This window comes from Paenibacillus camelliae, from assembly GCF_023715345.1.
GTDB lineage: Bacteria > Bacillota > Bacilli > Paenibacillales > Paenibacillaceae > Pristimantibacillus > Pristimantibacillus camelliae.
Genome location: NZ_JAMBNY010000004.1, coordinates 119,619 through 141,262, shown reverse-complemented (window position 1 = coordinate 141,262; position 21,644 = coordinate 119,619). Strand labels below are relative to the sequence as shown.

Below are 21,644 nucleotides of genomic sequence, written 5' to 3'. Positions count from 1 at the left end.
GAGAGCGGAAAGCGAAGCGCGCGGCCCTGTTCGAGGATTTATCCCAAAAAGTTATGCTAAATACGAGAACAAAAGTCGCTGGAGCCCTCTGAGTGGAACGGAGCGCTGCACAGCTAGAATTCGAAGCGTTACTTACAACAGTGCTTCGAAGCAACACCCGCAGCAGTGCTCCAAAGCAACAACTGCATAGAGTGCTCCAGCGCAACACCAACTAAAAAAGCTGCAGCGCCAAGGGTCCCCCTCAGCACTGCAGCCTTCGTTACATTGCTATTACGATGTAAATGAAATTACGATGTAAATGAAATTACGCCATAGCCGATCAGTACGACTACAACGAGTAATACGACAAGCGCAATCCAGAATGGCAATACGCCTTTACCCTTTTTGCGTCGAGCAAGAAGCATTTCCATCATACCGATCAATAGAATCGCCAGTACCGCCTTCAAATGATAGGTACCACCGTAGCCTCCAGTGAACAGCATATATCCACCCGTGAAAATCATAATCAAGTAGAACAAACGCAGGATCATTGGCAGTACTTTGTTTTTTGGAATGAAATAAGAAATCAAAAACAAAATAACGAGCACAACCCACGAACCAGCATGCGTATGATAAATTGCAGAATCCATCGTCTTACCTCCTTCGATTCATTTTCTATGACCTATGTATTGATTTTAACCATATCTCTTAAAATTATATCAGTTCTGTAGCAATAATCAAATGACGACCATAGACTGATAGTCTGCTATTGCTTCACATCTAACATTTCTGCCTTCTCTTGATTAAGGCGCACATACTTTGCGACCTCTGACTCATCCAGTCGATAAAAATATATCGCAACTAGCATCGCAGCATAGCCGATGATCGGTACAAGTGTAAAGATGATCCAGATTCCTTCAAGCGCTTTATTCGTCTGCTGGGCTGCCTGTTCTACATAGCCAAAATAAGCGAGAAGAGCTAAGCATAGTGAGGAAGACAACGCACTTGCCAGCTTCGTAAACATCGTCTGGACGGAAAAAGCGAGTGCTGTTGTACGTTGACCGGTAACGGCATTGCCATATTCGATACAATCAGCCGTAAACATTCCATATAAAAGAAGTGGGACCTGCATAAATAGCACACGGATGGCAGCGATGACTAAAAATAATGTGAAATGCTCATAGCCGACTGCATACTGAATTATGCATAATACAATGGTAGCTATGCAGCATATAATCATCAGTTTTTTCTTGCCAAATGCGATGATTAGCTTCGGCAGTAATGGAGATACGATGACGATCGGCAGCACAAGCACAGCTAATAGAACCGTCAGCATCTGCTCATTGCCTAGATTAGAATTGGCGAAATATGCCGCAATGGTCTGCAATGTATTCGTAGTACTCATGATGAGATAGCCAAGAAAGAAAATAAAAAAGTACCTATTGCGTAAGAAGGAGCCTGCTAGTTTCCAGAATGAGACAGCTTGTTCTTCCTTATAGGTGACACGTTCCTTCGCGACGAATGGAAGCGGCAGCATGGTGAGCAAAGCAACTGCACAATAGACCCCCACTGCACCCATCCAGCCTATGGAGCCTTTTATTAGCATAAACAATGCCGTCATAATCGCTGCTATCGCACCTGTCATTCTAGCATTTGCAATTAATCGATCACGCTCATACACGCTCTGACTCATAACAGTAGATAGGGAAAACATTGGAGAATCGGATACGGTGTAAGCCATTCCCCATATGATATAGGTGACATAAGCAAATACGAGTTTTGCAGAATAGCTGGCATCAAGATTGATAAATGCAAACAGCATCGTTAAAGGAACGATAAGACTAGTCACCTTCAGCCACGGGATGTACTTACCGCTTTTAAACTTGCATTTGTCCACGATCACACCCATCATTGGATCATTTAGCGCATCCCAAAGCTTGGCTACAAAGAGCAGCGTTGCAGTAGCTCCTAAAGACAGCCCTACTTCTTCGGTATAGAAGTAGGTCAAAAATTGCAGCTGCAGCATATAGATAAGATTTTGACCAAAAGAATAACCACCGTAGCTTAAGCGCTCTAGCTTTGTCGTAGAAGTACTACTCGTGTTAGAAGCATAATGCTGCGAATATGCCATAGAATATCTCCCTATCCATAACTTAATCTTGATTACTGGCTCAAGGAAGTTAATATCATGATGACGATCGTATTTATACTACAAATTGTTAAAATAAACAATTTTATATAGTTTATGATATACTATCTATAATGTTTATGTAAATTATTGTTTATGCTTTTATATTATTCTTACAGATGACTATATCTGCTATGTAAGGAGAAATTTATAGCCTATGCTAATAAAAATACTACTCATTGAAAAGGACGAGCATATCGCTCAAAAAATTATCTCTTTATTAGAACCTATGAATCATATAGTAATCTGTGGCTGTGGAACATCTTGGGATGACAGTATAGAATTGATAGAATCAGAGGAGCCTCACATTGTTTTACTAGAGCTCAATCTAAACGAAGATCATGGTGTCACGCTTTCTGCAAATCTTAAGAAGCGCTATCCCCAGCTTCATATTATTGTTTATACTGGCTACGATTACGCCCCATTCTTTAACCAGCTCATTGAAAGCGGTGTTAGCGGTATGCTTACGAAGTCAGCTTCTGCTACCGAGCTTGCAGAATTGCTTACTGCTGTCATGCATGGTAAAACCGTGATCCCCCTCCATCTATTCCAACAAATAAAGCTGCACCGCTCCGAGCATGATAAGCATTACTGGGAGATTGATTTGACACCTACAGAGCAGCATATACTGGAGCTTATATATAAACGCTACACTAATGCGCTTATTGCTAAAAAGGTGCATTTAAGTGAAAGCTCAGTTGAAAAATACTTACGGAAAATATACGATAAATTAAGAGTTCGAAACAAGATTGAAGCGATCGAACGAATGCAGCAGGATCAAAGTTTTCGTCCCGTAAGTCAGCACTATAAGCTGTAGCAAGCTAAAATAGATCGATAGGAGGGCCACGGACCGTATGACCATTTATCAGTATGAGGTTAAGGATACGAAAGGCGAGCTTCGCTCCTTGCGTGATTATGAAGGCAAGGTCGTACTCATCGTCAACACGGCAAGCAAATGTGGATTCACGCCACAGTTTGAAGGCCTTCAGGCACTTTATAACAAGTATGCAGAACGAGGCCTTGTCATTCTTGGTTTCCCATGCAGTCAATTCAATAATCAGGAATTTGAAGAACTGGACGAAACAATGCAGTTCTGCCAGATGAATTTCGGTGTTACTTTCCCTATGTTTGCGAAGGTCGACGTCAATGGCGATGCAGCCGATCCACTGTTTAACTACTTAAAGGAGCAAAAGCGCGGTTTACTTACTCGCAAAATTGAGTGGAACTTCACTAAGTTTTTAATCGATCGTCAAGGCAATGTCGTTAAACGCTTCGCTCCAACAACAACACCCGAAAAGCTTGAAGCAGATATTGAAAAACTACTATAAATTTAATCATTGCAGTGACATATAAATAGGGCTTGATCCAAGGCTTTGCACTCAAGTGTTCTTGAAGCACAGCCTACGATCAAGCCCTTTTTTCTTCCTTCCAATATTACATAACGCTATCACTTACTTTATCAATTATTGCAGTCCGAATTGTGCTTCGTACAGCTTCGCATACGCACCACCAGCATCTAGCAGCTCAGCATGACTACCTTGCTCGGCAATGCCCTCCTCGGTTACCACAACGATCACATCAGCGTTTTTAATGGTCGCCAGTCGATGTGCGATAACGAGCGTCGTTCTACCTACTGACAGCTCAGCTAGCGACTGCTGAATGGCAACCTCCGTTTCCGTATCTAACGCAGAGGTCGCTTCATCAAGAATAAGAATAGGTGGGTTTTTCAGAAACATACGAGCGATGGCAATCCGCTGCTTTTGACCGCCTGACAGCTTTACACCACGTTCACCGATGACGGTATCTAGTCCGTCTGGCTGCTCCTTCAAGAATGACTCAAGCCGTGCGCGTCGTGCTGCTTCCCATATTTCCTCTTCCGTCGCATCCAGCTTTCCGTATTGGATATTCTCACGAATAGTTCCAGCAAATAAAAATACATCCTGCTGTACGATGCCGATATGCTGTCGCAAGGACTGCTGAGTATACTCCCTTATGTCCACACCATCAATACGAATGGAACCCTCACTCACCTCATAAAAGCGTGGCAGCAAGCTACAAATCGTTGTCTTACCAGCACCGGATGGTCCAACGAAGGCTACCGTTTGTCCCTGCTTAATTGTTAAGTTAATATTGTTCAATATTCGTTGATGAGATTCATAACCGAAGCTAACACTATCAAACCTGATCTCATTCTGGAAATTCGTCAGCTTCTTCGCTTGTGAGTGATCCTTAATGTCTGGCGCAGTCTCCATCAGCTCGACATAGCGCTTAAAGCCAGCGAAGCCTTGTGGGTAGCTTTCGACTACTGCATTTATCTTCTCAATCGGTCTGAAAAATACATTTGTAAGCAGTATGAATCCGATGAATTCACCGTAGCTCAGCTCCCCGCGAATAACGAACCAAGTACCACATACCAAAACAAATAATGTAACAAAGCGCATCATCATATAGGTAATCGAGCTGCTTTTCGCAATTAACTTATAGGAAGACAGCTTCGTAAACTTAAATTGCGCGTTGTTGCGTGCAAATTGTTTTTTCTCAAATGCTTCGTTCGTAAAAGCTTTAACGACACGAATCCCTCCAACATTGTCCTCGATTCTTGCGTTAAAGTCTCCAATATCCTTATAAAGCTGGTGTATCGCTGCCGTCATTTTTTTATTAAAGTGAATAACAACGATGATAATTAACGGCACAACGATAAAGGTCAGCACGGCAAGCTTCCAGTTGATCGTTAGCATAATGACAAACGAACCGACTAGCGTCATGATTGCAATGAATAAATCCTCCGGTCCATGATGCGCCATCTCACCAATCATATTCATATCATTCGTTAATCTACCAATTAAATGCCCTGTCTTCGATTGATCGAAAAATCGAAAGGATAGCTTCTGGATATGAGAGAATAAATTTCTACGCATATCCGTTTCAATGCTTATGCCGAGTGTATGTCCCCAATAATTGACGATATACATCAAGACCGTATTGATAATATATAGCACCAGCAGAGCTAGTGAAGCTGCGACAATACTGCCCCACTGCCCAGTTGGCAATAGTGTATCCGTAAAATATCTCACAGCCAGCGGAAATGCAAGCTCAAGTAAACCAGCAATGATTGCACAACTAAAATCAAGTATAAATAGCTTCTTATAGGGCCGATAAAAACTAAAAAACTTTGCAATCATATATGTCTATTCTCCCTTTTATTCATGCGAAGATTTTAATGCGATTAATAATAGTTGAGTATAGACAATGATTGCCAATGTTGCAAGCTTAAGAAAAATTATCTATCAATTTCATGCTTCATTCGTTGGACAAGCCATGCAAGTAAATAAAACAGGCTGTGATCACTAGTGGACCACAGCCTGTTTTACTACGAATGCGGCTACTGCATCAAGCGGTGCCTGATGCAGCCGCAGCACTTGATGAAACAGCAGCTTCGATTGTAAGCTTTTGGGTAAACCAGCCTGGTTCACATAACGTCTCCAGATGAGCATTTGGGTATTGATGAACGATTCTATTAACCGTAGCTAGCCCAAGTCCACGGTTTTTACCCTTTGTTGAATAATGCTCTTCAAAGATCCTATGTACGTTACAGCCCTCTAACGTTGCACGATTTTCAATAACGATGACAATCGCACCATTAACCGTATCAATGATAGCAAGATTGATGCTTGGATGCTCGATGCATTCACTCGCTTCAATTGCGTTATCAAGTAAGGCTCCTATCACTCTAGCTAGGTCGATCATATTCATATCAATCGAGGTGATGAGATCCGGAATCTCAACATTTACAACAATGCCGTTCTTCTCTGCCGTAATTAGCTTGGTCGCTATAAGCCCCTTCAGCTCTTGAATCTTTATGTTTTTGAACTGCATAAACATTAAATGATGCTGAAGTGTTTGCTGCTCCACCTTCAAGATATGCTCGTGAAAGTATTGACGCAGCCCCTCGAGGTTATTGTCATCTAGGTAACCTCGCATAGTAAGCAATATATTTACGTAGTCATGCCTGAACTTGTGCATATCATGATTAACGAGCTCAAGCTCACTCATATAGTGAAGAAACTGCTCCTGCTCCATCTCTTGAAAATGGATGGCATTGCGTTTCTTCATATATAAGATCAATAGACTACTCAGCACGATCATAGAGATGAAATAGCTTATCTGTATCACGAGATTCATCAATATAATTTCACTTGTGCTATCGCGAGTGTCGAATATGTTCATATAGACAACAACAATTGTGCTAAGGAGAATGGCAACTAACAGCGCCTTAATATACCATGGCGGCTCAAGTGCCTGAAACTGTCTATACATATATTGCTTGTACCAATATATCAATAGCGTAAACATCAGCACAAAAAAGAGCAGTGTCAGTGCGAGTGTGCCGCTGCTGCCTAATACTTTACTGAAGGTTGGCTGCAGCAGCATGGAAAAGTAATCCGATATAATGGTGCTAACGATAATGACAGAACAGGATATAATCGAAAAAATCGTTCGTTCAAAGTAGTAGTATAATAGATGTGCTGAGATCACGAGATAGGCGATGGCTATGTACTGTGGAGTAAGATACATCAAGATAGTTGTCGGTGCAACGATTATTCCTATATACAGCAGAAGCTGCTTTCGAGATGGCTTCTTATCGATGATGTAGAAGAATGCGAGAAGCAAAAGGATATGCTCCATTATTCCATAAATGATCAGAGTCATAAATGATCGAGCTGCCTTTCTGTTCATATGTTAGAGGAATTTTACCTTCATAATAACAAATCATTCGACAAAAAGTTCAAATTCTCTTATGTGAACGATTTTCAATCCTACTTGATAACGTATTTTTATTTTTTCAGCTTGTTTTGATTAAGTGTTCTTTGCTTTGCTCGATGCTTTGCGTCTCGAATCATTGCCTCCTCCACATAATCTCGTTCTGGTATACTCATTCTTAAATCAATAAGCTGACATATAATGACGATATTAAGCGCAATAATCAAGTAAACCATCCAATTCCCACTCTCCTTCATCGGTTTCCCTTTTCCCTATCGTATGCTTGTCTTGCCGAAATAATGAGTATGTTCGAATATATAAAAGAGAGACTTTAGGCATCATCATATAATGATGTCCAAAGTCTCTCAGTCCAGTTTAATAGATATAGCCTAAGACATATACTGAAGCTTAATATTATATTTCAATAGATATGGTCTAAGCTCGCTGCTCTATCAGCTGCAATAGGTGAATGCACTTATTGGCATTATAAACTCTAGTATATTGCCAAATGGATCGAAGCATTCGAACCTTTCGTAATCTGGAATAGCCTTGCATTCCTTAAGCAATATTCCATAGGATTGCAGTCGCTCTCTCATATCATCAATATTTGCGACCTCATAACTAAGATAAGCGTTTCGTCCCTCTGTATCAGATACACCGACAAAAAGTGTACGATCGCCGGCTTTTAGCCAAAAGCCTTCACGATCAATCAAGCTTGCAGGCTTGCTAACTTCCTCTAGTCCAAGTACATCACAATAAAAGGCTCTCGCCTCTTTTTCGGCACCAGTAGGAATAGTAATTTGTGCGTGAAGCAAGCCCTTAATCATATTCATTCATATCCACCTCATTCAACATTGTCACGATGCACTCCATCATGTCTCGCATCGCGCAGTCGCTTACGCCAAGAGCAGTCCAAGACAGCTTCAAGAACGCAGCAGCTTTACTACCCTATCGCCGAAAAGGAACAAATATATCTGCCAGATGTGAACAATATGTGAACGCCCTTATTTTCTAAATGCTTGGTATGTAGGAGCCAGCGATGCCACAACAATGCCTAGTACTAGACCCGAGATCGGTGCTACGACTAATATTCCGAGCGTATTACCACTCGCACTAAAAGCTAGCTTAAGCAGCGTCGTTACAATGGCAACTAGGACAGCTATTGACCAGTACATTAACTTCTGCTTGCTGCTAATCTTGGAGACATGGAGCTTACTGAGCTTGAGCTTATCCTGTTTAATTCTCGATAGACTTAACAGCAGTATCACCACCATCCCGATCAATCCGACGAGCGAGGTGCTGTACTGCAGTACTTTGTATATGGGTAGTGAGAGCAGCGATTCATTCCAAATCCATGGCAGCAGTTCGATGAAGGAGCTATGTGCATGTGTCCATTCATCCAGTGTGATATGAGTAACGAACCCTATGATGGCGGATAATACAAAGATCGACCACGCTCGCCATGAACGAAGCTGCTCTTGCTGCAGCATGGCGTAGCAGCGAGCGTCCAGCTGCCATATGCCCGGAAGGTGAATAGACAGCGGCTTCTTCACTACATAATGGAACAAGGCTGCGAGAATGATACTTAAGGGTAATGCTTGCAGCCATAATCCTTGCCATGTATGACCGATGCTCCGATAAGGCTCAAGGTGCAGAAAGTATTCTAGATCAGGTGACATACTGCCTAATATAAGTCCTGTAGCACTAAAATATTTTGGCTTTATATAGCGGATCGGCAGTGCATAAAAAGCATGCGCTACAGTAAAGGGCATAAGCTTGTCTCCTTTCAATAGCGATTAGCTAACATTAATATTTATGTTGGATAGAAGAAGTTGCTATGTACATTTTCATCAATTTACGATATAAAGATAGCATTGTAGAATAAGAAATGATAATAGAAAGCTTCACCGTAGAAGCTAATGATAGGAGTGTACTCATGCAAGCAGTTCAACAAAAACGTTCTCCACTCGTGGAGCAGCTCGGACTTCAACCACATGTTGAAGGTGGCTGGTATAAAGAGCTTTGGAAAGCAAATTTTACGATTCCTCAGCATGTGCTTGGCGAGCCTTATTCTGGTCCACGCCCAGCGGCAACTTCAATCTACTTTTTACTACATCCTGATGAATTTTCTGATTGGCATAAGGTGTACTCTGACGAGCTGTGGCTATGGCATTCAGGGAGCCCGTTGCTTCTAACGTTAGGTGGTACAGATAAAGACCCCGCTATTAGACAAGAAATTATCGTTGGGCCGGACATTGCTGCAGGACAGCAGCTACAAGCGCTTGTACCTGCCAATGAGTGGCAAATGGCCAAGCCACTCGGTGATGAGCCTGTACTTGTTTCCTGTGTCGTTGCCCCAGGCTTTCATTACGACGACTTCAAGCTAATTGATAGAAGCTAATATCAACGATGTATACTAAAAACGTCCATCTATGTGACATCACTTCATAGATGGACGTTTTTTATCATAAAGAGGTTGCTGTATCATCATTCATTAGTACAATCCGATAACGATCCAGTATGAGGCAATGACTACACAACATGCGACGCAAATTAATTTCAAAAAGCGAATGGCTGGTCGATCACTTGCGATCAACTCATTCTGCTGGTCAAACCCAGCGATCAATATCGCTAGCAACGAGCACGCAGCAGAGAAGCGAAGCAATTGAAAAATATACTGATCTAGTGAATCATAATAGATCGTATAGCTAGAACTGCTATAATAGTCCACAGTGTAGCCCTTAAACACAAATAAGCCTACGAGTAGACCAAGGATAAAGCTGTATATTCCTGTTTTTACGATTTTTCTTTCCATCGTTTTCCCTCTTCCCTTTGATGCATCTGTTCTTTTCTTATCATCTAGCGAGACTACTTTTTCATTGATTCAACCGTTTGGTGCAATTGCTCTAATGAACGGTGAGTTTGTTCTAGCTGTCGTATGGTCGTTGTTTGATTACCGATGACACCTGCAAAACCAATAATTAGCACAATTAACATTATAATGGCCAGTATCTCCAACGTCATTACTCCCCCTTGTTCTCTTTGTATTGTCGATCTCTCTCCATCGCCTCTGCTACATAATCACGTTTTTTGATAGGTCCCAGCTTAATAATGACTAGAAGCAGAATCGTAATTAGCATATTCTCTCCCCTTAATGATAAAAACCGAAACACCAGCTAATAACAACACTACTCAAGAGGAATACGGCATTTCGGCTTTATGTAGTTATCGTGCTACTGCAATTGTTGGTACACAGGTAGCTGATTCATAATAACACTAACAATATCATCTGGGCTTTTATCATCTGTTTGAATAAATTGCTCGAAGCGATGATGCTTGAATGCTTCCGTGCATTTTAAAGTTTGCGTGTAAGTCCATTCGTTAAGCTCATCTCCTCTTTTCTTCAATCGCTGGTAGATCGTAGACTCAGAGGCTTCTAAGCAAAAATGATAAAGCTCTGAATCAATCGCTTTTAATTCCTTTACGATAAATTCAAAGATCTCCGATTTATAAATCGTTGTAGGAATAATTAAATCTGTATTGTATCTTTCAATCATTTCGCGTGCTGTTTTTACCGTCAGTATCCTCCATAACTCCATGTCTTGGTAGTCACCTGTTTGTTCTTCTTTTAGCCTCACGTGATCTGGAATGATCCTTTTAAGCATGCAGCCTATTTCTTCAGGATCAAAAATAATGCTTTTCTCAAGCATAGGTTGAAGCATATATGCTACTGAAGTTTTTCCAGAGCCAACTGCTCCGTTAATCATTATGATCATGATGCACCTCCACCGTAAACATTTTATTAAAAATACGTTTATCGTTAACCTGGATGTTAACATCAAATACCCACCTAATATTAACATAAATGTTATCTTTTAAGGCGGTTTTATTTCAAATATTACACAATTTTTATTGAACCATAAAAAGAGCTGCAGCGTGATGTAGGAATTGCTGCAGCTCTTCTTTTTCACAAAATAACTAGTGAGGGTACGTGGAGTCAAGGGCAGGCTATGCTTAAGCATAGTTTATCGAGGGGAAGTAGTAATTATTTATAGATTGCACACACTTATCGGACTGTTTGTTATCCGCATTCGAGGTAGGACAATAAGCGCAATCCTTTAGACCTATTTTAACATCAAATCAATATAAATTGACAAAAATGTAATCAAACACTCTTTTTTTGTCATATCATGCATTTTATCTGGTGATCAAGCAACATTTTAACCAAGTTTTTACATTTTATTAAGAAAAAATATAGGTGATCATTTGTACTACGGTTTGTTTTTCGTAATTTCAATGAGTTTATTTATCGCCTCCTCTAGCGCTTTTGACTGATCAAGCTTTTTTTTCAGTAAACGTTCGATTGAAAGCAATGAAATGAATATAAAGACCAACATAAATATAAGAAATAATTCCATTCACTACACCTCACAGTAATGTATCAAACCTATTTGTTTTACAGCACCAGCTGAGATGGATCGTCATTCATTTTAAGCTATCCTTCTCTACGGTCATGTTATATTGAAGGCATCATACGTGGTAAATGTTGACACAAACGATGTTTCGACATAAACTAAATATGAGCATATGTTCATGTTTGGTTTTACAATCCATGTAGAGGTGAAAATAATGATCCAGGCTTATGATGTTATTATTATCGGTGCTGGCCAAGCAGGTCTTGCCGCAGCTTATTATATGCAGCAGGCGGGGATTCGTTATGTTGTACTCGGTAAAGAGAAAAGAATAGGTGACAATTGGCGACAGCGCTATGACTCGTTAATATTGTTCACTCCTAGATGGTACAGTCAGCTGCCTGGTCTGCCGCTTGATGGATCACCACATCAATATCCCTCAAAAGATGAGATCGCCGATTACTTGGAGCGCTACTCGGTACAGTTTCAACTCAATATTGAGCTCGATATAGGCGTCGAGTCCTTAACAAAGGAGGCCAATCAATTCCTGCTTGATACAAGCAGAGGACGATTGGTGGCAAAGCAGGTGATTGTTGCAACTGGACCATTTCATAAGCCTTACTTGCCTACTTTCTCTTCTGAGGTGGATCCTGACATCTATCAGCTGCACACGTCACAATATCGTTCCCCTTCTGACTTAAAGCCTGGACCCGTGCTTATTGTTGGCGGAGGTAACTCGGGCGCCCAGCTTGCCGTCGAGCTTAGCGAGGATCGCGAGGTAACCTTATCTACGAATCGCAAGCTCTTGTTTTTCCCACTACAGATAGGGAAGCGAAGCATTTTCTGGTGGCTTCATAGGCTTGGCTTGCTGCGGGCATCGGCAGATAGCTTGTTTGGCAGATGGTTAATAAGTAAAGGTGATCCTGTTTTCGGAACTGAATTAAAGCAAGCATTAATGTGTGGTATTGTACAGCTAAAACCACAAACAGTCGCTGTACACAATGGTCAGATTGTCTTTGCAGATCAAAGCAAGCTTCATGTGAAAAATATTGTGTGGGCAACTGGATTTCGTGCCGACTACAGCTGGATTAAGCTTCCCCAAGTAGTCGATGATGCCGGCAAGCTTCTTCACGTTAAAGGAGTTACACCAGTAGAGGGCTTATATGTACTCGGTTTACCTTGGCAATCCCATCGTGGGTCTGCATTAATCGGTGGAGTGGGTAGAGACGCTAGCTACTTATACAGCGTCATCGCTAGTAGGTTATAGCATCAACAAAAAGAGCACACCAGGGCATTCCATTGCTCAGCTGTGCTTCTTGTGTGCTTCTATTCAGCGTTAACGAAAAAGTTATCTTTCAACTCATCCTCCATATCCCATATCGACCAAGCAGCCTCAAGCAGATTCCCCTCATTATCTCGGAAATAAAAATATTTAGCTTCACCCTTTCCTAACGTATGCAGCTCTTCCACATCAAGCTGCGCGGCTCTAAATTGCTGGTGTGTTTGCTCAATGTCGGTACAGTTGATGGCCATGATCGGAAATGGTTTTCCGTTACGATTAATTTCCAGTCGATGGGGCTGATCTGTCTCTATAAGCAGCAGTGCAATCGAATGCCGATGTGGATGATGCAGCACAGCTAACATGGAGCCACGATCCTCAAACTTATTCATCAGCTTAAAATTAAGGTGCTTGGCATACCAAGCAATAGAAGCTTCCATGTTAGAGGTCGGTACGTAAACGTATCCAATTCGATTGAATTTAATGTCCATGCGATACAACTCCTTAACCTTCAAGCTAATCACCGCCTGAAGAATATATATTGTATTGCCTCACTGGAATAATGACCTGCGCGGCATTGTGTCACACCTGACTTCAAGCTACTGAAAATTACAGCCAGCCTGTATGGTCAACGTACCACTTTGGTACGACAGATGCAAAGTGATGATGATCCTCAAGCACTTGCTCACAACGAATAAGCATCTGTTCACTTTCCTCAGGCTTCACACTTGTTATCCACACCATTGACGCGATCACACTCATCGCCGTATACAGGGAATATAGCTTCCAAAAATGCTCCGTGGGCTCTTGGTCACCATGATAGCCGCGAATCTGACCGATGGAGAATGGAATACTAACCGGCACACTGAAAAAACCTACCTTAAGAAACTCATGGATCGGATCGCCCCAATCCATCCGATTAAAGTCAATGACACCCGCTAATTGCTCGTTCTTTACAATGAGATTGCTAGCATGAAAATCATCATGCTGCAGCAGGTTAGGTCGTCCTTGCATAAGATGCAGATGCTCTTCAATAAACGAGATTATCTGTTCATCAGAGGATAGTTTCAGACTACGCTCTAATGATTGGTAGCGCTCCAAGTATCGTTTATGCTTATTAAGCTTTCGCTCATCCCATGAAGTCATCGTAGGAGGCGCCTTAATTCGATGGATCAAGCGCAATTGCCTGCCTGCTTGTTGACCTATACGGTACTGAACACTGTTCGAATAATGCGGAAGAAGCTCTGACGCATCTTCACCTTCGACATAGCTTAATACGAGATAACCTGTGCCTGTTAAGCCATTCACCCCTAGTGCGATAGGTTCTGAGCAATTCACACCTAGCTGTCGTAAGCTGCCTAGCACGTCATATTCTTCTTGCTTAGCAGTGAACTGTCTCTCCTCGAACAGCTTAACTAGGTATGGACGCTGCTCGTATGTAACCCTATACTTCATGTCATTTGAGTAGCCCTTAAGAATGGGCTCAATACTTATTGGCTCATCATGAAACAAAGGAATACTCTGGATTTGCTTAATATGTTGCTGAACATCTACCATCGTTAGGTTCCTCCTGAGCTATTTATATTGATCCGATCGATGAGGCCGTTTGTTTAATAGATCATTATGATGCTTCTCATACTGCTCGAGCTCTTTTTCAATGCTTAACTCATAATCAAAATTCTCTTCTGCCTCGACTTGCTCCTGCCTTATCTGCGTTTGCCTCACTCCTGCACGTTCTTCCTCATTAAGCTGATGCTTAATCGTATGTACATCTTCAATTCCGAGCTTTATTTTAATTTTTTGAGCATCAGCAAATAGCTTCTTCTGCTTGAAGTACATACTTATTACTAATCCAAATGCAATACAAATAATGATAGCAAAACCATATTCACCAAAAAAATATGTCGTTATTAACGCAAGAAGTATACCTAATATCGCCATTACCTTTCCTCTCTTATATCTATAGTTACAATCGTTTTGAAAGGCTTGCCTATTTTATATGCTATATTTGATCTGCTTCGCCTCGTTCGGCGTAATGATGAGGCAGCGGTTCATCTGCTGTAAATTGTCTATCATGCTGCAGTACAGGTACATTCCTCATAGATTACCTCCTTATTTATACTTGAGTCCAAGTGGATCGCGTATAAGCGAGCTTCATACCTGCTCGTTCCATATTACGGTGACTCCCGGAGCAATAAGCGCATTGTCCGACAATTAGCTTACAGCCATGTCGAAGCGCTTCCTTCATGCGATAGAGCAGCAGCTCCGTATGCAGTCCCAATTGTCGATATGCTGGCAATGTTGCAGCAAAGGTTAACGAGGCCACCTGATCCTTCATATGCATAACAGCGACGGCCGCCGGCTCTTCATTATAGAAACCAATATAATATCGCCAGCCTTTACGGCCATGCAGTACACGATTGTTGCTGGCAACAGAGGATTGACCATCTAGGGAAAGCCCTGTACCAAGGCAATGAATTTGGGCATATAATTCAAATTCGTCCTCGTGCAGCTCACGCACGAGTAGCTGCTTATTGTTAGATAGCTCGATCTCATGAAGCAGTTCGCGATACATTGAAGTATGGAATCCCGCTTGATAGAAGGACCGATCATGCAGCAGCCTAAAAACAGCTTTATTCGCCTTGCTTGGAATGAATTGAAGCTCGAACGGTCTGCTTCTTTCCTCATAAAACCCAATAATAGCCTCAACATCTTCTTCTTGAATCGTTCCCTTTACATTATTGAACAAGCCCCACGGCATCGTTCGGCTGTAAAACGCAATGGCGTCATGAAAACGTCGGATCTCAATTCCTTCAGGGTTTCCATCACGTTCCTTGATCGCTTGCATTCTATCGAGCATATAGTCAATCTCTGCTTTCTCGATGATTGCTGCGAGCGATGTATTCATCGGCAACTGCTACTCCCCCTTATTCCTTCGTTAAATTAGGCAGTTTTTTACAGTTAATATTCCCAAAAATAAACGTCTACCTAGATAATAGCAATCATAGGTAGACGTCCGAGCTGTCTCACTTTATGTAATTATGTTATATATGTATATGGTATTTTACTACCTATACTAGTTTACCATAAAATTTGGTAATGGAAATATTCAATATTTAATAAGGTAATAATATATTTCTAAGATTTAGATAGAGAAAACAAGTAAAACATATAATCGGTCGGAACACCTTTCTGCCCGCATTGATGGAGCATCGCTGTAATATTACCTCGGTGATAGGTACCATGATTGACAACATGCTGGACTAAATCAGTCATTGCTGTTGAAACAGTTCCAAAGGCGGGATGTGAAATCGCAATGCTTGTGTCTGTGTCTAGTGAGGAAATAAAACGGCGGTAGTCAGTTGCAAGCAGCGAATATCGCTCCTGCATATGCTGAATCGTTAAGTTTGAAGATTGGCTCAGCTGTTCGACGACTACAGCTCTAGCTTCTTCGAACGTTCCACCTTGCATCACATTAAGCCACATCGCATCCATAGCATAAATATGTGACATCGTTGCTTGAATGGAAGGGAATACACTATTTAATGCTTGACTCCATATGTCACCAGGCAGCTTCTTAAGATGCTCAAAAACAAGCTCATTCGCCCAAACATGATACCCATGTAATGTCAGAGTTTGACTCAACTTTATTCACTCCTTGATTTAATGATGTCATGTAGTTAGCCGAGTTAATTATTCATTGACTTAGCTAATCCATTAATAAATTCAGGCTCTAAATTATGCTGGAATCAAAGCTGCTCCATGATAATGCTAAACATACTATTCCGAGTACGAAAAATACAGCCGATACTTTCACATTTCTTCTTAGCTTCAAGCCAAAAACTAAAAAGAATAAAGCTGCTGATAGTTTTGCGAGGCTATCATAGTTAGAGTTATAGGAGAAGAGTGAGCTGCTGAACAATAGTGAAGCGATGAACGTTAAAGGGATTAGAACCTTAAACCATAGTGGTTGCTTCATAAACAATCTGTAGTAAAATTTTACTCTTTGTTTCATCAGGATACCTCCTATTGTTTTATAGAATGGTAAGCAGCTCATCAAGCCTTGTAATCGTATGTATCGGCTTCACCTTCACTTGCTCATTCCAAGGTTGATTCACCTTGATCCATATTGTATTCATTCCTATCGCTGCAGCACCTTGCACATCATTCACTGGATGATCACCGATATAGATACAATGCTCAGGTTGCAGCTGTAATCTCTCTAATGCCATACGGAATATGAGTGAATCCGGCTTTTTAACCTTTGCTTCCTCCGACACGAGGATCGCATCGAACTGATCTCTCATGCTGAGTCGATCAATTTTACCGTATTGTATCATCGTTCTGCCATTGGTAATGAGTGCCATCTTATACTTTTCTTTTAAAGAAGACAGCACCTCATGAGCATGAGCCATCGCTACTGCGCTGCTAACATATTCCGATTCATAGAAAGCCATCAAATCCTGTACTGTCGGTCTTTCCTTCCACGGGAATTCATCGATTAGCTGCGCGAACAGTTCTTTCTTATCCTTATACCCGTCCTGATCAAGGTCGATGATCATATCATACAGTTCTTGTTTCTCTTCCATATGACTAAAATACTGCTGTAAAAACTTCGTTGTAAATTGACCAAACGTCTTCGTACGATCCAAGAGCGTATTATCCAAATCAAATATAATACCCTTCAGTTCCTTCATGTCCGCCTCCCTTTCACAAAAAAACGCCTCTCTAAATATCAGATCTAGATGGGCGTTTCATGTTCATCTTTATTAAATATAACAGTCTAAAAATTCCGTATCCAAAAAAGAAACCTACTGAATTTAATATAAAGTCATCGATGTCAAAGCTTCCTCTTCTCGAAACGAGCTGCAAGCCTTCTAATATAAGCAGACCAACAAAGAAAACAAAGTACGTTTTACCGATTCGTTTACCGAATACAATGGGGAGCAGCACGCCAAAAGGTACAAACACAGCGATATTGCCAATAAGATTCACAACCCATATCGATGTATTAAAGCGATCAAACTGCATAAAATGAGAGATCATCTCAAATGGCCTGAGATTAATCATATAGTGATTGGAGGTGGACCTTCTCCCAAACCCAATTAGCATCCAGTAGCTTAACAATAATGTATAAAATCCTAGTAATGCAACAGCTATTTTCACAAATATTTTATTCATATCTCGCCTAAGACTGCTCCTTTAAGCCAACACTTCTAATCTTCCTAAGCAGGCGGGCGAATCCTTCCGCTTTAACGAATAGCACGATTCCAATGATGAAGCGCAAGCCCTGCTCGACAATTGAATACAGCTGGACTTGATTCGTAAATGCGAAGCCCTGCTCAGTTGGAATAACGAAATACGTCAACACTAATCTAAGCATAGAAGTAAATGAAAATACGGCTAGCAGCAATCCAACCACTGCTAAAATATAGCCCTCCAGATACTTAACATGGACGATATTCAGTTCTTGCTCAGCTGGAGCCACTTTAGGTAATAGAAGGGATGATATTCTTCCAGCTAGCAACCACATAACGATGCTCACGATAATGAGAATACATGCCGGTATACCAACCATTAAAAATGCTTCAAAAAATGAGAGATAATCAACAATGCTCATATAGGATGGGATAGAAAACTCTAGTAAATTCATCAGATGATTCAATCCAAATAAAAAGAATACAATCGCCAGCACTCTTATGATGAGATAAGAAAGCTCATTCAGCTTAATCATTCCCCTACTCCCTTCCTATTGCTCGTTTTAAATTCCACAGCTCCTTCTTCCTTGCTTAATTGACTTAGTATAAGATCCAGTTTATGCTCTATATTTTGCAGGGAGCTCACTGTGTTACGTCTACTAGTTATTAGCCTATTAATAAAAAGGTAGAAGCTGACTAGAAAAAGTATCATAAGACCAACAACGATAACAGGGTATATAACGCCCATCATTCTATAGAAATCGAAACGCACCTCTACACCTCCCCACCTCGATTAGCTGTTTGTGAGTATATGCTCGTATAATGCTCGACAACTGGAAATGGATCATAGTAGTGGTGTAGAAGTTGCTTCCATTCCTGATATTGATCTGACTGTCTAAAGCCGATCTCATGTGCTTCAATCGATTCCCACTTTACTAATAATAAATATTGATTAGGTGTCTCTACACATTTCTGCAGCTGATGCTCAATATACCCATCCATGCTCGAGATGATCGTAGATGCTTTTTGGAACGATTGCTCGAATGAATCGCACAGCCCTTGCTTAATGTTCAATATGGCTAATTCAAGTATCATAAGCTTCTCCCCTATCCTTATTTACTCCCGCTTCGTATTATTTATTCCACATACACAACCTGCTGTGTGCTCGTATCATATAGAATGGAACGAATATCATTCCTAGACACAAATATTTCGCTGCCATCCTGTGCGATGCCATACGCAATAGGAATCGATATACCACAATTTCGATATGAACCATCTGCGTGACTTGCACCAATGATTACGGCCTTACTCTCAATCGCCAGTCTTTTCGCTTCAGTCAGCCACTCATCGAACTGCTCATCACTAAACATACCTACACCAATCGGGTGAATAATGAGATCAGGAGCTGTTCCTGTAATTTTACTTGTCCCTTGCAGAACTAGCTCGTCACAGAGCATAAACCCGATATTGTAATTATTTATTTGTACGACAGGAGACGCTTCATATTTTGCTCGATTAAGTATGATTTCCCCTACGTCATTGATGATAATCGCCCAGTCCTTTGGCTTTCTATATCCTGTAATGATCGAGGTGCTATAGGCTTTTGCAAGCTCTTGAGCACCTTCGATATTTTCATTAAGGTAGCCTTCAGGGTAGATTATGACATCAATATCTGTATAATTTCTCATGGCTTGCTCAAGCTGCGTAATGGTCTTTTCTAATTTCGGTTGTCCAATGTATAGCTTCATCGTTGTTCACCTACTCCAATGTTATTGCACTCATATAAGGTGCACAGTAAAATGTTTAACTCAGTTTGACCTTACCTTGCATGTTGAAAACTAAAGTGTTTTAACTATATGATAGTCGCCCGGAACAGGTTCAAATCCCATTTTGTCCCGATTGATACGCAGCATGGGGGCATTAAGCGAATCGTTATTCGTCCTCATAACCTTCACTTGTAATTTCTGTGCTAGCTCAATACTTTTCGCTTTCAAAGCTAATCCAATACCTTTGCCACGGTAAGCCTTTCTTACACCTGTATATTCAAAATACATACTCTGCGTTGATTCATTGTATAGTAGCTGCGTCACCCCGACAGGTTTCTCCTCATCCATCGCCAGCAGCACATATTCAGGCTTAGAGCCGGGTAAGTCGAGAGTCCATTTTCTCCATTCCGCGTAGTCAAAATAATCACCGCTAAAGCCTGGAATATCGAAGCTAGTTTCGCGATAAAGCTCATACAGCTTCTGATCAATGTCTGGCGACGATACTTCAGAATAAGGGGTTATGATGATTGCCTCATTCAAGTGAACGAGTATAGGCTGATCATACTGTGATAAATCCAGTACCGATTCAAAGTAATGTCTTTGAATCTTAAAGCCTCTGTGCTTGGCAAATTGTATGGATTCTGGTGCATTGTCGGGTACTTCAAATCAACCACATTATTTGGTCTATGACCGATCATCAATCGATCGCATGCATAGTTTTCCTTCATATACTGAATGAGTTTGATCATAGCTGCCTTACCATAGCCCTTCCGTTGAAACCTTGTATCCATCATTAACGCAGGTATCCAATAGTTCCCGTCATGATCTGGAGCAGTGCAGTATACAGCGAAACCTACAAGCTCCTCATCGTGATACACGGCAAGCGGCTCATATTCAGGAATAACCTTCGATTCTGCAATCCAATATACAACTGGAGCAGGAAACATCTCTTTTTGCTCACTGGTCACTTCCAGCTGCGTGCACTCAAACCAATTGTTTCTCGTTACAGCTCTTAAACTAATACCCATAGCGATTCCTCCAGCATTGAATTTACAGAGGAATCAGGTTGCATCCTATTCCTCTGTATTAATAGAGATCACCTTTTCTATCACGCATCGCCCAATTTTTCATACCACATCACTCCTTTCAACATGATAAGCATCTAATCTATCGTAATCTGCCCAACATAAGCTGCTGTTCCTGATATGTATACGTCAATCGATGAGTGGTCATTACGAATCGCTTTTACAAATACTCGCCCATCTCTACCGATTTCCTGTCCTTGTTCAACGACACACTGTAGCGATCGTGATTGCGTATCCATATACGTTAAATAATATGCGCCCATCACACCAGATGCTGTTCCAGTTACAGCATCCTCAATCGTTCCAGAATAAGGTGATGAAAAATGCCTAGCATGCATCATCGCTGCCTTGTCTATGGTTTCAAAGCAGAATGGATGTACGGATGCTTTAGAATTCTCTATTAATATCTCAGGAAACCGTTGATTGTCAGGCTTCATTCTAGGGAAGCTGCTTAACCTCTTAATTGGAACGAGCAATGTCCACGTGCCGGTACTTCCGTAGACAATCGGTTTCGCGAGATCGATCTCCTCCAGCGACAAACCAAGCGATGCTGCGAGCTTGCCCACATCACCTTGAAAAGCTTGAAACTGCGGCTCATCCTGCTTCATCGTGATCACGAGTTGGTCTTCTATCGTTTCAAATGTAACGGGCAGTACGCCAACATTCGTTTCGATCGTTATCGTATTCGCTTCGATTAACCCCTTCGTCTTAAGACAATATAGGGAAGCAATCGTTGCATGACCACATAGATTGATCTCATGACCTGGTGTATAATATCGCAATCTAACATCTGCAACCTGTGAGCTCAGTACGAACACCGTCTCATTAAAGCCCACTTTCTTCGCAATACGCTGCATATCCGCTTCCGTTAATTGGGGGCTATCTATGACGACCCCTGCAGGGTTTCCTTTGTTCTTCTCAGCGGAAAACGCATCATAGTGCAGGACTTGTATACTGTTCATGCAACCACCTC

Annotated in this window: 30 protein-coding genes; 4 read left to right on the top strand and 26 right to left on the bottom strand. The window is 41.3% G+C overall.

Going from position 1 to position 21,644, the window contains the following annotated elements; genetic code table 11:
• Positions 1-287 precede the first annotated feature (287 nt).
• Together M3180_RS10255 and M3180_RS10250 are read right to left on the bottom strand one after the other, a co-directional pair.
• Positions 288-629: a DUF1516 family protein gene (locus M3180_RS10255; protein ID WP_251667324.1), complete on the bottom strand. Its 342-nt coding sequence runs from the start codon at positions 627-629 to the stop codon at positions 288-290.
• A gap of 116 nt (positions 630-745) precedes the next feature.
• Positions 746-2,110: an MFS transporter gene (locus tag M3180_RS10250; RefSeq protein WP_251667322.1), complete on the bottom strand. Its 1,365-nt coding sequence runs from the start codon at positions 2,108-2,110 to the stop codon at positions 746-748.
• Between the two features lie 214 nt (positions 2,111-2,324).
• Here M3180_RS10250 and M3180_RS10245 point away from each other — a divergent pair, with 214 nt between their 5' ends.
• Positions 2,325-2,984 (top strand): response regulator, encoded by a 660-nt coding sequence (locus tag M3180_RS10245; RefSeq protein ID WP_251667320.1) that lies wholly within the window; start codon positions 2,325-2,327, stop codon positions 2,982-2,984.
• A 37-nt stretch (positions 2,985-3,021) separates the two neighbouring features.
• A complete protein-coding gene (locus tag M3180_RS10240; protein ID WP_251667318.1) occupies positions 3,022-3,495 on the top strand; it encodes a glutathione peroxidase in 474 nt (157 codons plus the stop codon).
• A gap of 135 nt (positions 3,496-3,630) precedes the next feature.
• Here the strand turns inward: M3180_RS10240 and M3180_RS10235 are convergent, their stop codons facing one another.
• From M3180_RS10235 to M3180_RS10215, 5 genes are all read right to left on the bottom strand, one after another.
• Entirely contained in the window at positions 3,631-5,349 is a 1,719-nt protein-coding gene (locus tag M3180_RS10235) for an ABC transporter ATP-binding protein (protein WP_251667316.1), read from the bottom strand.
• A 208-nt stretch (positions 5,350-5,557) separates the two neighbouring features.
• Complete coding sequence (locus M3180_RS10230; RefSeq protein ID WP_251667314.1) at positions 5,558-6,877, bottom strand: sensor histidine kinase; 1,320 nt, start codon at positions 6,875-6,877, stop codon at positions 5,558-5,560.
• A gap of 125 nt (positions 6,878-7,002) precedes the next feature.
• Entirely contained in the window at positions 7,003-7,185 is a 183-nt protein-coding gene (locus tag M3180_RS10225) for a hypothetical protein (RefSeq protein WP_251667313.1), read from the bottom strand.
• A 195-nt stretch (positions 7,186-7,380) separates the two neighbouring features.
• Positions 7,381-7,761 carry a VOC family protein gene (locus tag M3180_RS10220; protein ID WP_340838517.1) on the bottom strand — a complete coding sequence of 127 codons (381 nt, stop codon included), beginning with the start codon at positions 7,759-7,761 and terminating at the stop codon, positions 7,381-7,383.
• Positions 7,762-7,932: 171 nt separating this feature from the next.
• Positions 7,933-8,700, bottom strand: a complete 768-nt coding sequence (locus tag M3180_RS10215; protein ID WP_251667312.1) for a DUF4184 family protein — start codon at positions 8,698-8,700, stop codon at positions 7,933-7,935.
• Positions 8,701-8,864: 164 nt separating this feature from the next.
• Here M3180_RS10215 and M3180_RS10210 point away from each other — a divergent pair, with 164 nt between their 5' ends.
• On the top strand, positions 8,865-9,329 hold the full coding sequence (locus M3180_RS10210; RefSeq protein WP_251667311.1) for a cupin domain-containing protein: 465 nt from the start codon (positions 8,865-8,867) through the stop codon (positions 9,327-9,329).
• Positions 9,330-9,422: 93 nt separating this feature from the next.
• Here the strand turns inward: M3180_RS10210 and M3180_RS10205 are convergent, their stop codons facing one another.
• From M3180_RS10205 to M3180_RS10190, 4 genes are all read right to left on the bottom strand, one after another.
• Positions 9,423-9,743: a hypothetical protein gene (locus tag M3180_RS10205; RefSeq protein WP_251667310.1), complete on the bottom strand. Its 321-nt coding sequence runs from the start codon at positions 9,741-9,743 to the stop codon at positions 9,423-9,425.
• Positions 9,744-9,796: 53 nt separating this feature from the next.
• Complete coding sequence (locus tag M3180_RS10200; protein ID WP_251667309.1) at positions 9,797-9,952, bottom strand: hypothetical protein; 156 nt, start codon at positions 9,950-9,952, stop codon at positions 9,797-9,799.
• 209 nt (positions 9,953-10,161) lie between these two features.
• Positions 10,162-10,704 carry an AAA family ATPase gene (locus tag M3180_RS10195; RefSeq protein WP_251667308.1) on the bottom strand — a complete coding sequence of 181 codons (543 nt, stop codon included), beginning with the start codon at positions 10,702-10,704 and terminating at the stop codon, positions 10,162-10,164.
• A gap of 495 nt (positions 10,705-11,199) precedes the next feature.
• Positions 11,200-11,346 carry a hypothetical protein gene (locus M3180_RS10190; protein ID WP_251667307.1) on the bottom strand — a complete coding sequence of 49 codons (147 nt, stop codon included), beginning with the start codon at positions 11,344-11,346 and terminating at the stop codon, positions 11,200-11,202.
• 211 nt (positions 11,347-11,557) lie between these two features.
• On the opposite strand from M3180_RS10190, the gene M3180_RS10185 reads away from it, so the two are divergent.
• The gene (locus M3180_RS10185; RefSeq protein ID WP_251667305.1) at positions 11,558-12,607 is read left to right on the top strand and encodes a flavin-containing monooxygenase; all 1,050 of its coding nucleotides are present in this window, start codon (positions 11,558-11,560) and stop codon (positions 12,605-12,607) included.
• Positions 12,608-12,666: 59 nt separating this feature from the next.
• Here the strand turns inward: M3180_RS10185 and M3180_RS10180 are convergent, their stop codons facing one another.
• The 15 genes from M3180_RS10180 to M3180_RS10110 all read right to left on the bottom strand — a co-directional run bounded on the left by M3180_RS10180 (position 12,667) and on the right by M3180_RS10110 (position 21,633).
• A complete protein-coding gene (locus M3180_RS10180) occupies positions 12,667-13,110 on the bottom strand; it encodes a VOC family protein (RefSeq protein ID WP_251667303.1) in 444 nt (147 codons plus the stop codon).
• A gap of 118 nt (positions 13,111-13,228) precedes the next feature.
• Positions 13,229-14,176: an aminoglycoside phosphotransferase family protein gene (locus M3180_RS10175; RefSeq protein WP_251667302.1), complete on the bottom strand. Its 948-nt coding sequence runs from the start codon at positions 14,174-14,176 to the stop codon at positions 13,229-13,231.
• An 18-nt stretch (positions 14,177-14,194) separates the two neighbouring features.
• Positions 14,195-14,560 carry an aromatic acid exporter family protein gene (locus M3180_RS10170; RefSeq protein ID WP_251667300.1) on the bottom strand — a complete coding sequence of 122 codons (366 nt, stop codon included), beginning with the start codon at positions 14,558-14,560 and terminating at the stop codon, positions 14,195-14,197.
• A 175-nt stretch (positions 14,561-14,735) separates the two neighbouring features.
• Positions 14,736-15,527 (bottom strand): GNAT family N-acetyltransferase, encoded by a 792-nt coding sequence (locus M3180_RS10165; RefSeq protein ID WP_251667477.1) that lies wholly within the window; start codon positions 15,525-15,527, stop codon positions 14,736-14,738.
• A gap of 230 nt (positions 15,528-15,757) precedes the next feature.
• Positions 15,758-16,264 carry a DinB family protein gene (locus tag M3180_RS10160; RefSeq protein WP_251667298.1) on the bottom strand — a complete coding sequence of 169 codons (507 nt, stop codon included), beginning with the start codon at positions 16,262-16,264 and terminating at the stop codon, positions 15,758-15,760.
• 88 nt (positions 16,265-16,352) lie between these two features.
• Positions 16,353-16,634, bottom strand: a complete 282-nt coding sequence (locus M3180_RS10155) for a hypothetical protein (protein ID WP_251667297.1) — start codon at positions 16,632-16,634, stop codon at positions 16,353-16,355.
• Positions 16,635-16,653: 19 nt separating this feature from the next.
• Positions 16,654-17,316, bottom strand: a complete 663-nt coding sequence (locus M3180_RS10150) for an HAD family hydrolase (RefSeq protein ID WP_251667291.1) — start codon at positions 17,314-17,316, stop codon at positions 16,654-16,656.
• 31 nt (positions 17,317-17,347) lie between these two features.
• The gene (locus M3180_RS10145; protein WP_251667289.1) at positions 17,348-17,800 is read right to left on the bottom strand and encodes a VanZ family protein; all 453 of its coding nucleotides are present in this window, start codon (positions 17,798-17,800) and stop codon (positions 17,348-17,350) included.
• Positions 17,801-17,807: 7 nt separating this feature from the next.
• Positions 17,808-18,353, bottom strand: a complete 546-nt coding sequence (locus tag M3180_RS10140; protein ID WP_251667288.1) for a hypothetical protein — start codon at positions 18,351-18,353, stop codon at positions 17,808-17,810.
• Positions 18,350-18,565 carry a DUF4083 family protein gene (locus tag M3180_RS10135; protein ID WP_285855689.1) on the bottom strand — a complete coding sequence of 72 codons (216 nt, stop codon included), beginning with the start codon at positions 18,563-18,565 and terminating at the stop codon, positions 18,350-18,352. The genes M3180_RS10140 and M3180_RS10135 overlap by 4 nt, the downstream gene beginning before the upstream one ends.
• A gap of 26 nt (positions 18,566-18,591) precedes the next feature.
• Positions 18,592-18,912, bottom strand: a complete 321-nt coding sequence (locus tag M3180_RS10130) for an antibiotic biosynthesis monooxygenase family protein (RefSeq protein ID WP_251667286.1) — start codon at positions 18,910-18,912, stop codon at positions 18,592-18,594.
• A gap of 41 nt (positions 18,913-18,953) precedes the next feature.
• Positions 18,954-19,568, bottom strand: a complete 615-nt coding sequence (locus tag M3180_RS10125) for a hypothetical protein (RefSeq protein ID WP_251667284.1) — start codon at positions 19,566-19,568, stop codon at positions 18,954-18,956.
• Between the two features lie 90 nt (positions 19,569-19,658).
• The gene (locus M3180_RS10120; protein ID WP_251667283.1) at positions 19,659-20,126 is read right to left on the bottom strand and encodes a GNAT family N-acetyltransferase; all 468 of its coding nucleotides are present in this window, start codon (positions 20,124-20,126) and stop codon (positions 19,659-19,661) included.
• A complete protein-coding gene (locus M3180_RS10115; RefSeq protein ID WP_251667282.1) occupies positions 20,123-20,614 on the bottom strand; it encodes a GNAT family N-acetyltransferase in 492 nt (163 codons plus the stop codon). The genes M3180_RS10120 and M3180_RS10115 overlap by 4 nt, the downstream gene beginning before the upstream one ends.
• A 134-nt stretch (positions 20,615-20,748) precedes the next feature.
• On the bottom strand, positions 20,749-21,633 hold the full coding sequence (locus M3180_RS10110; RefSeq protein ID WP_251667280.1) for a PhzF family phenazine biosynthesis protein: 885 nt from the start codon (positions 21,631-21,633) through the stop codon (positions 20,749-20,751).
• Positions 21,634-21,644: the final 11 nt, after the last annotated feature.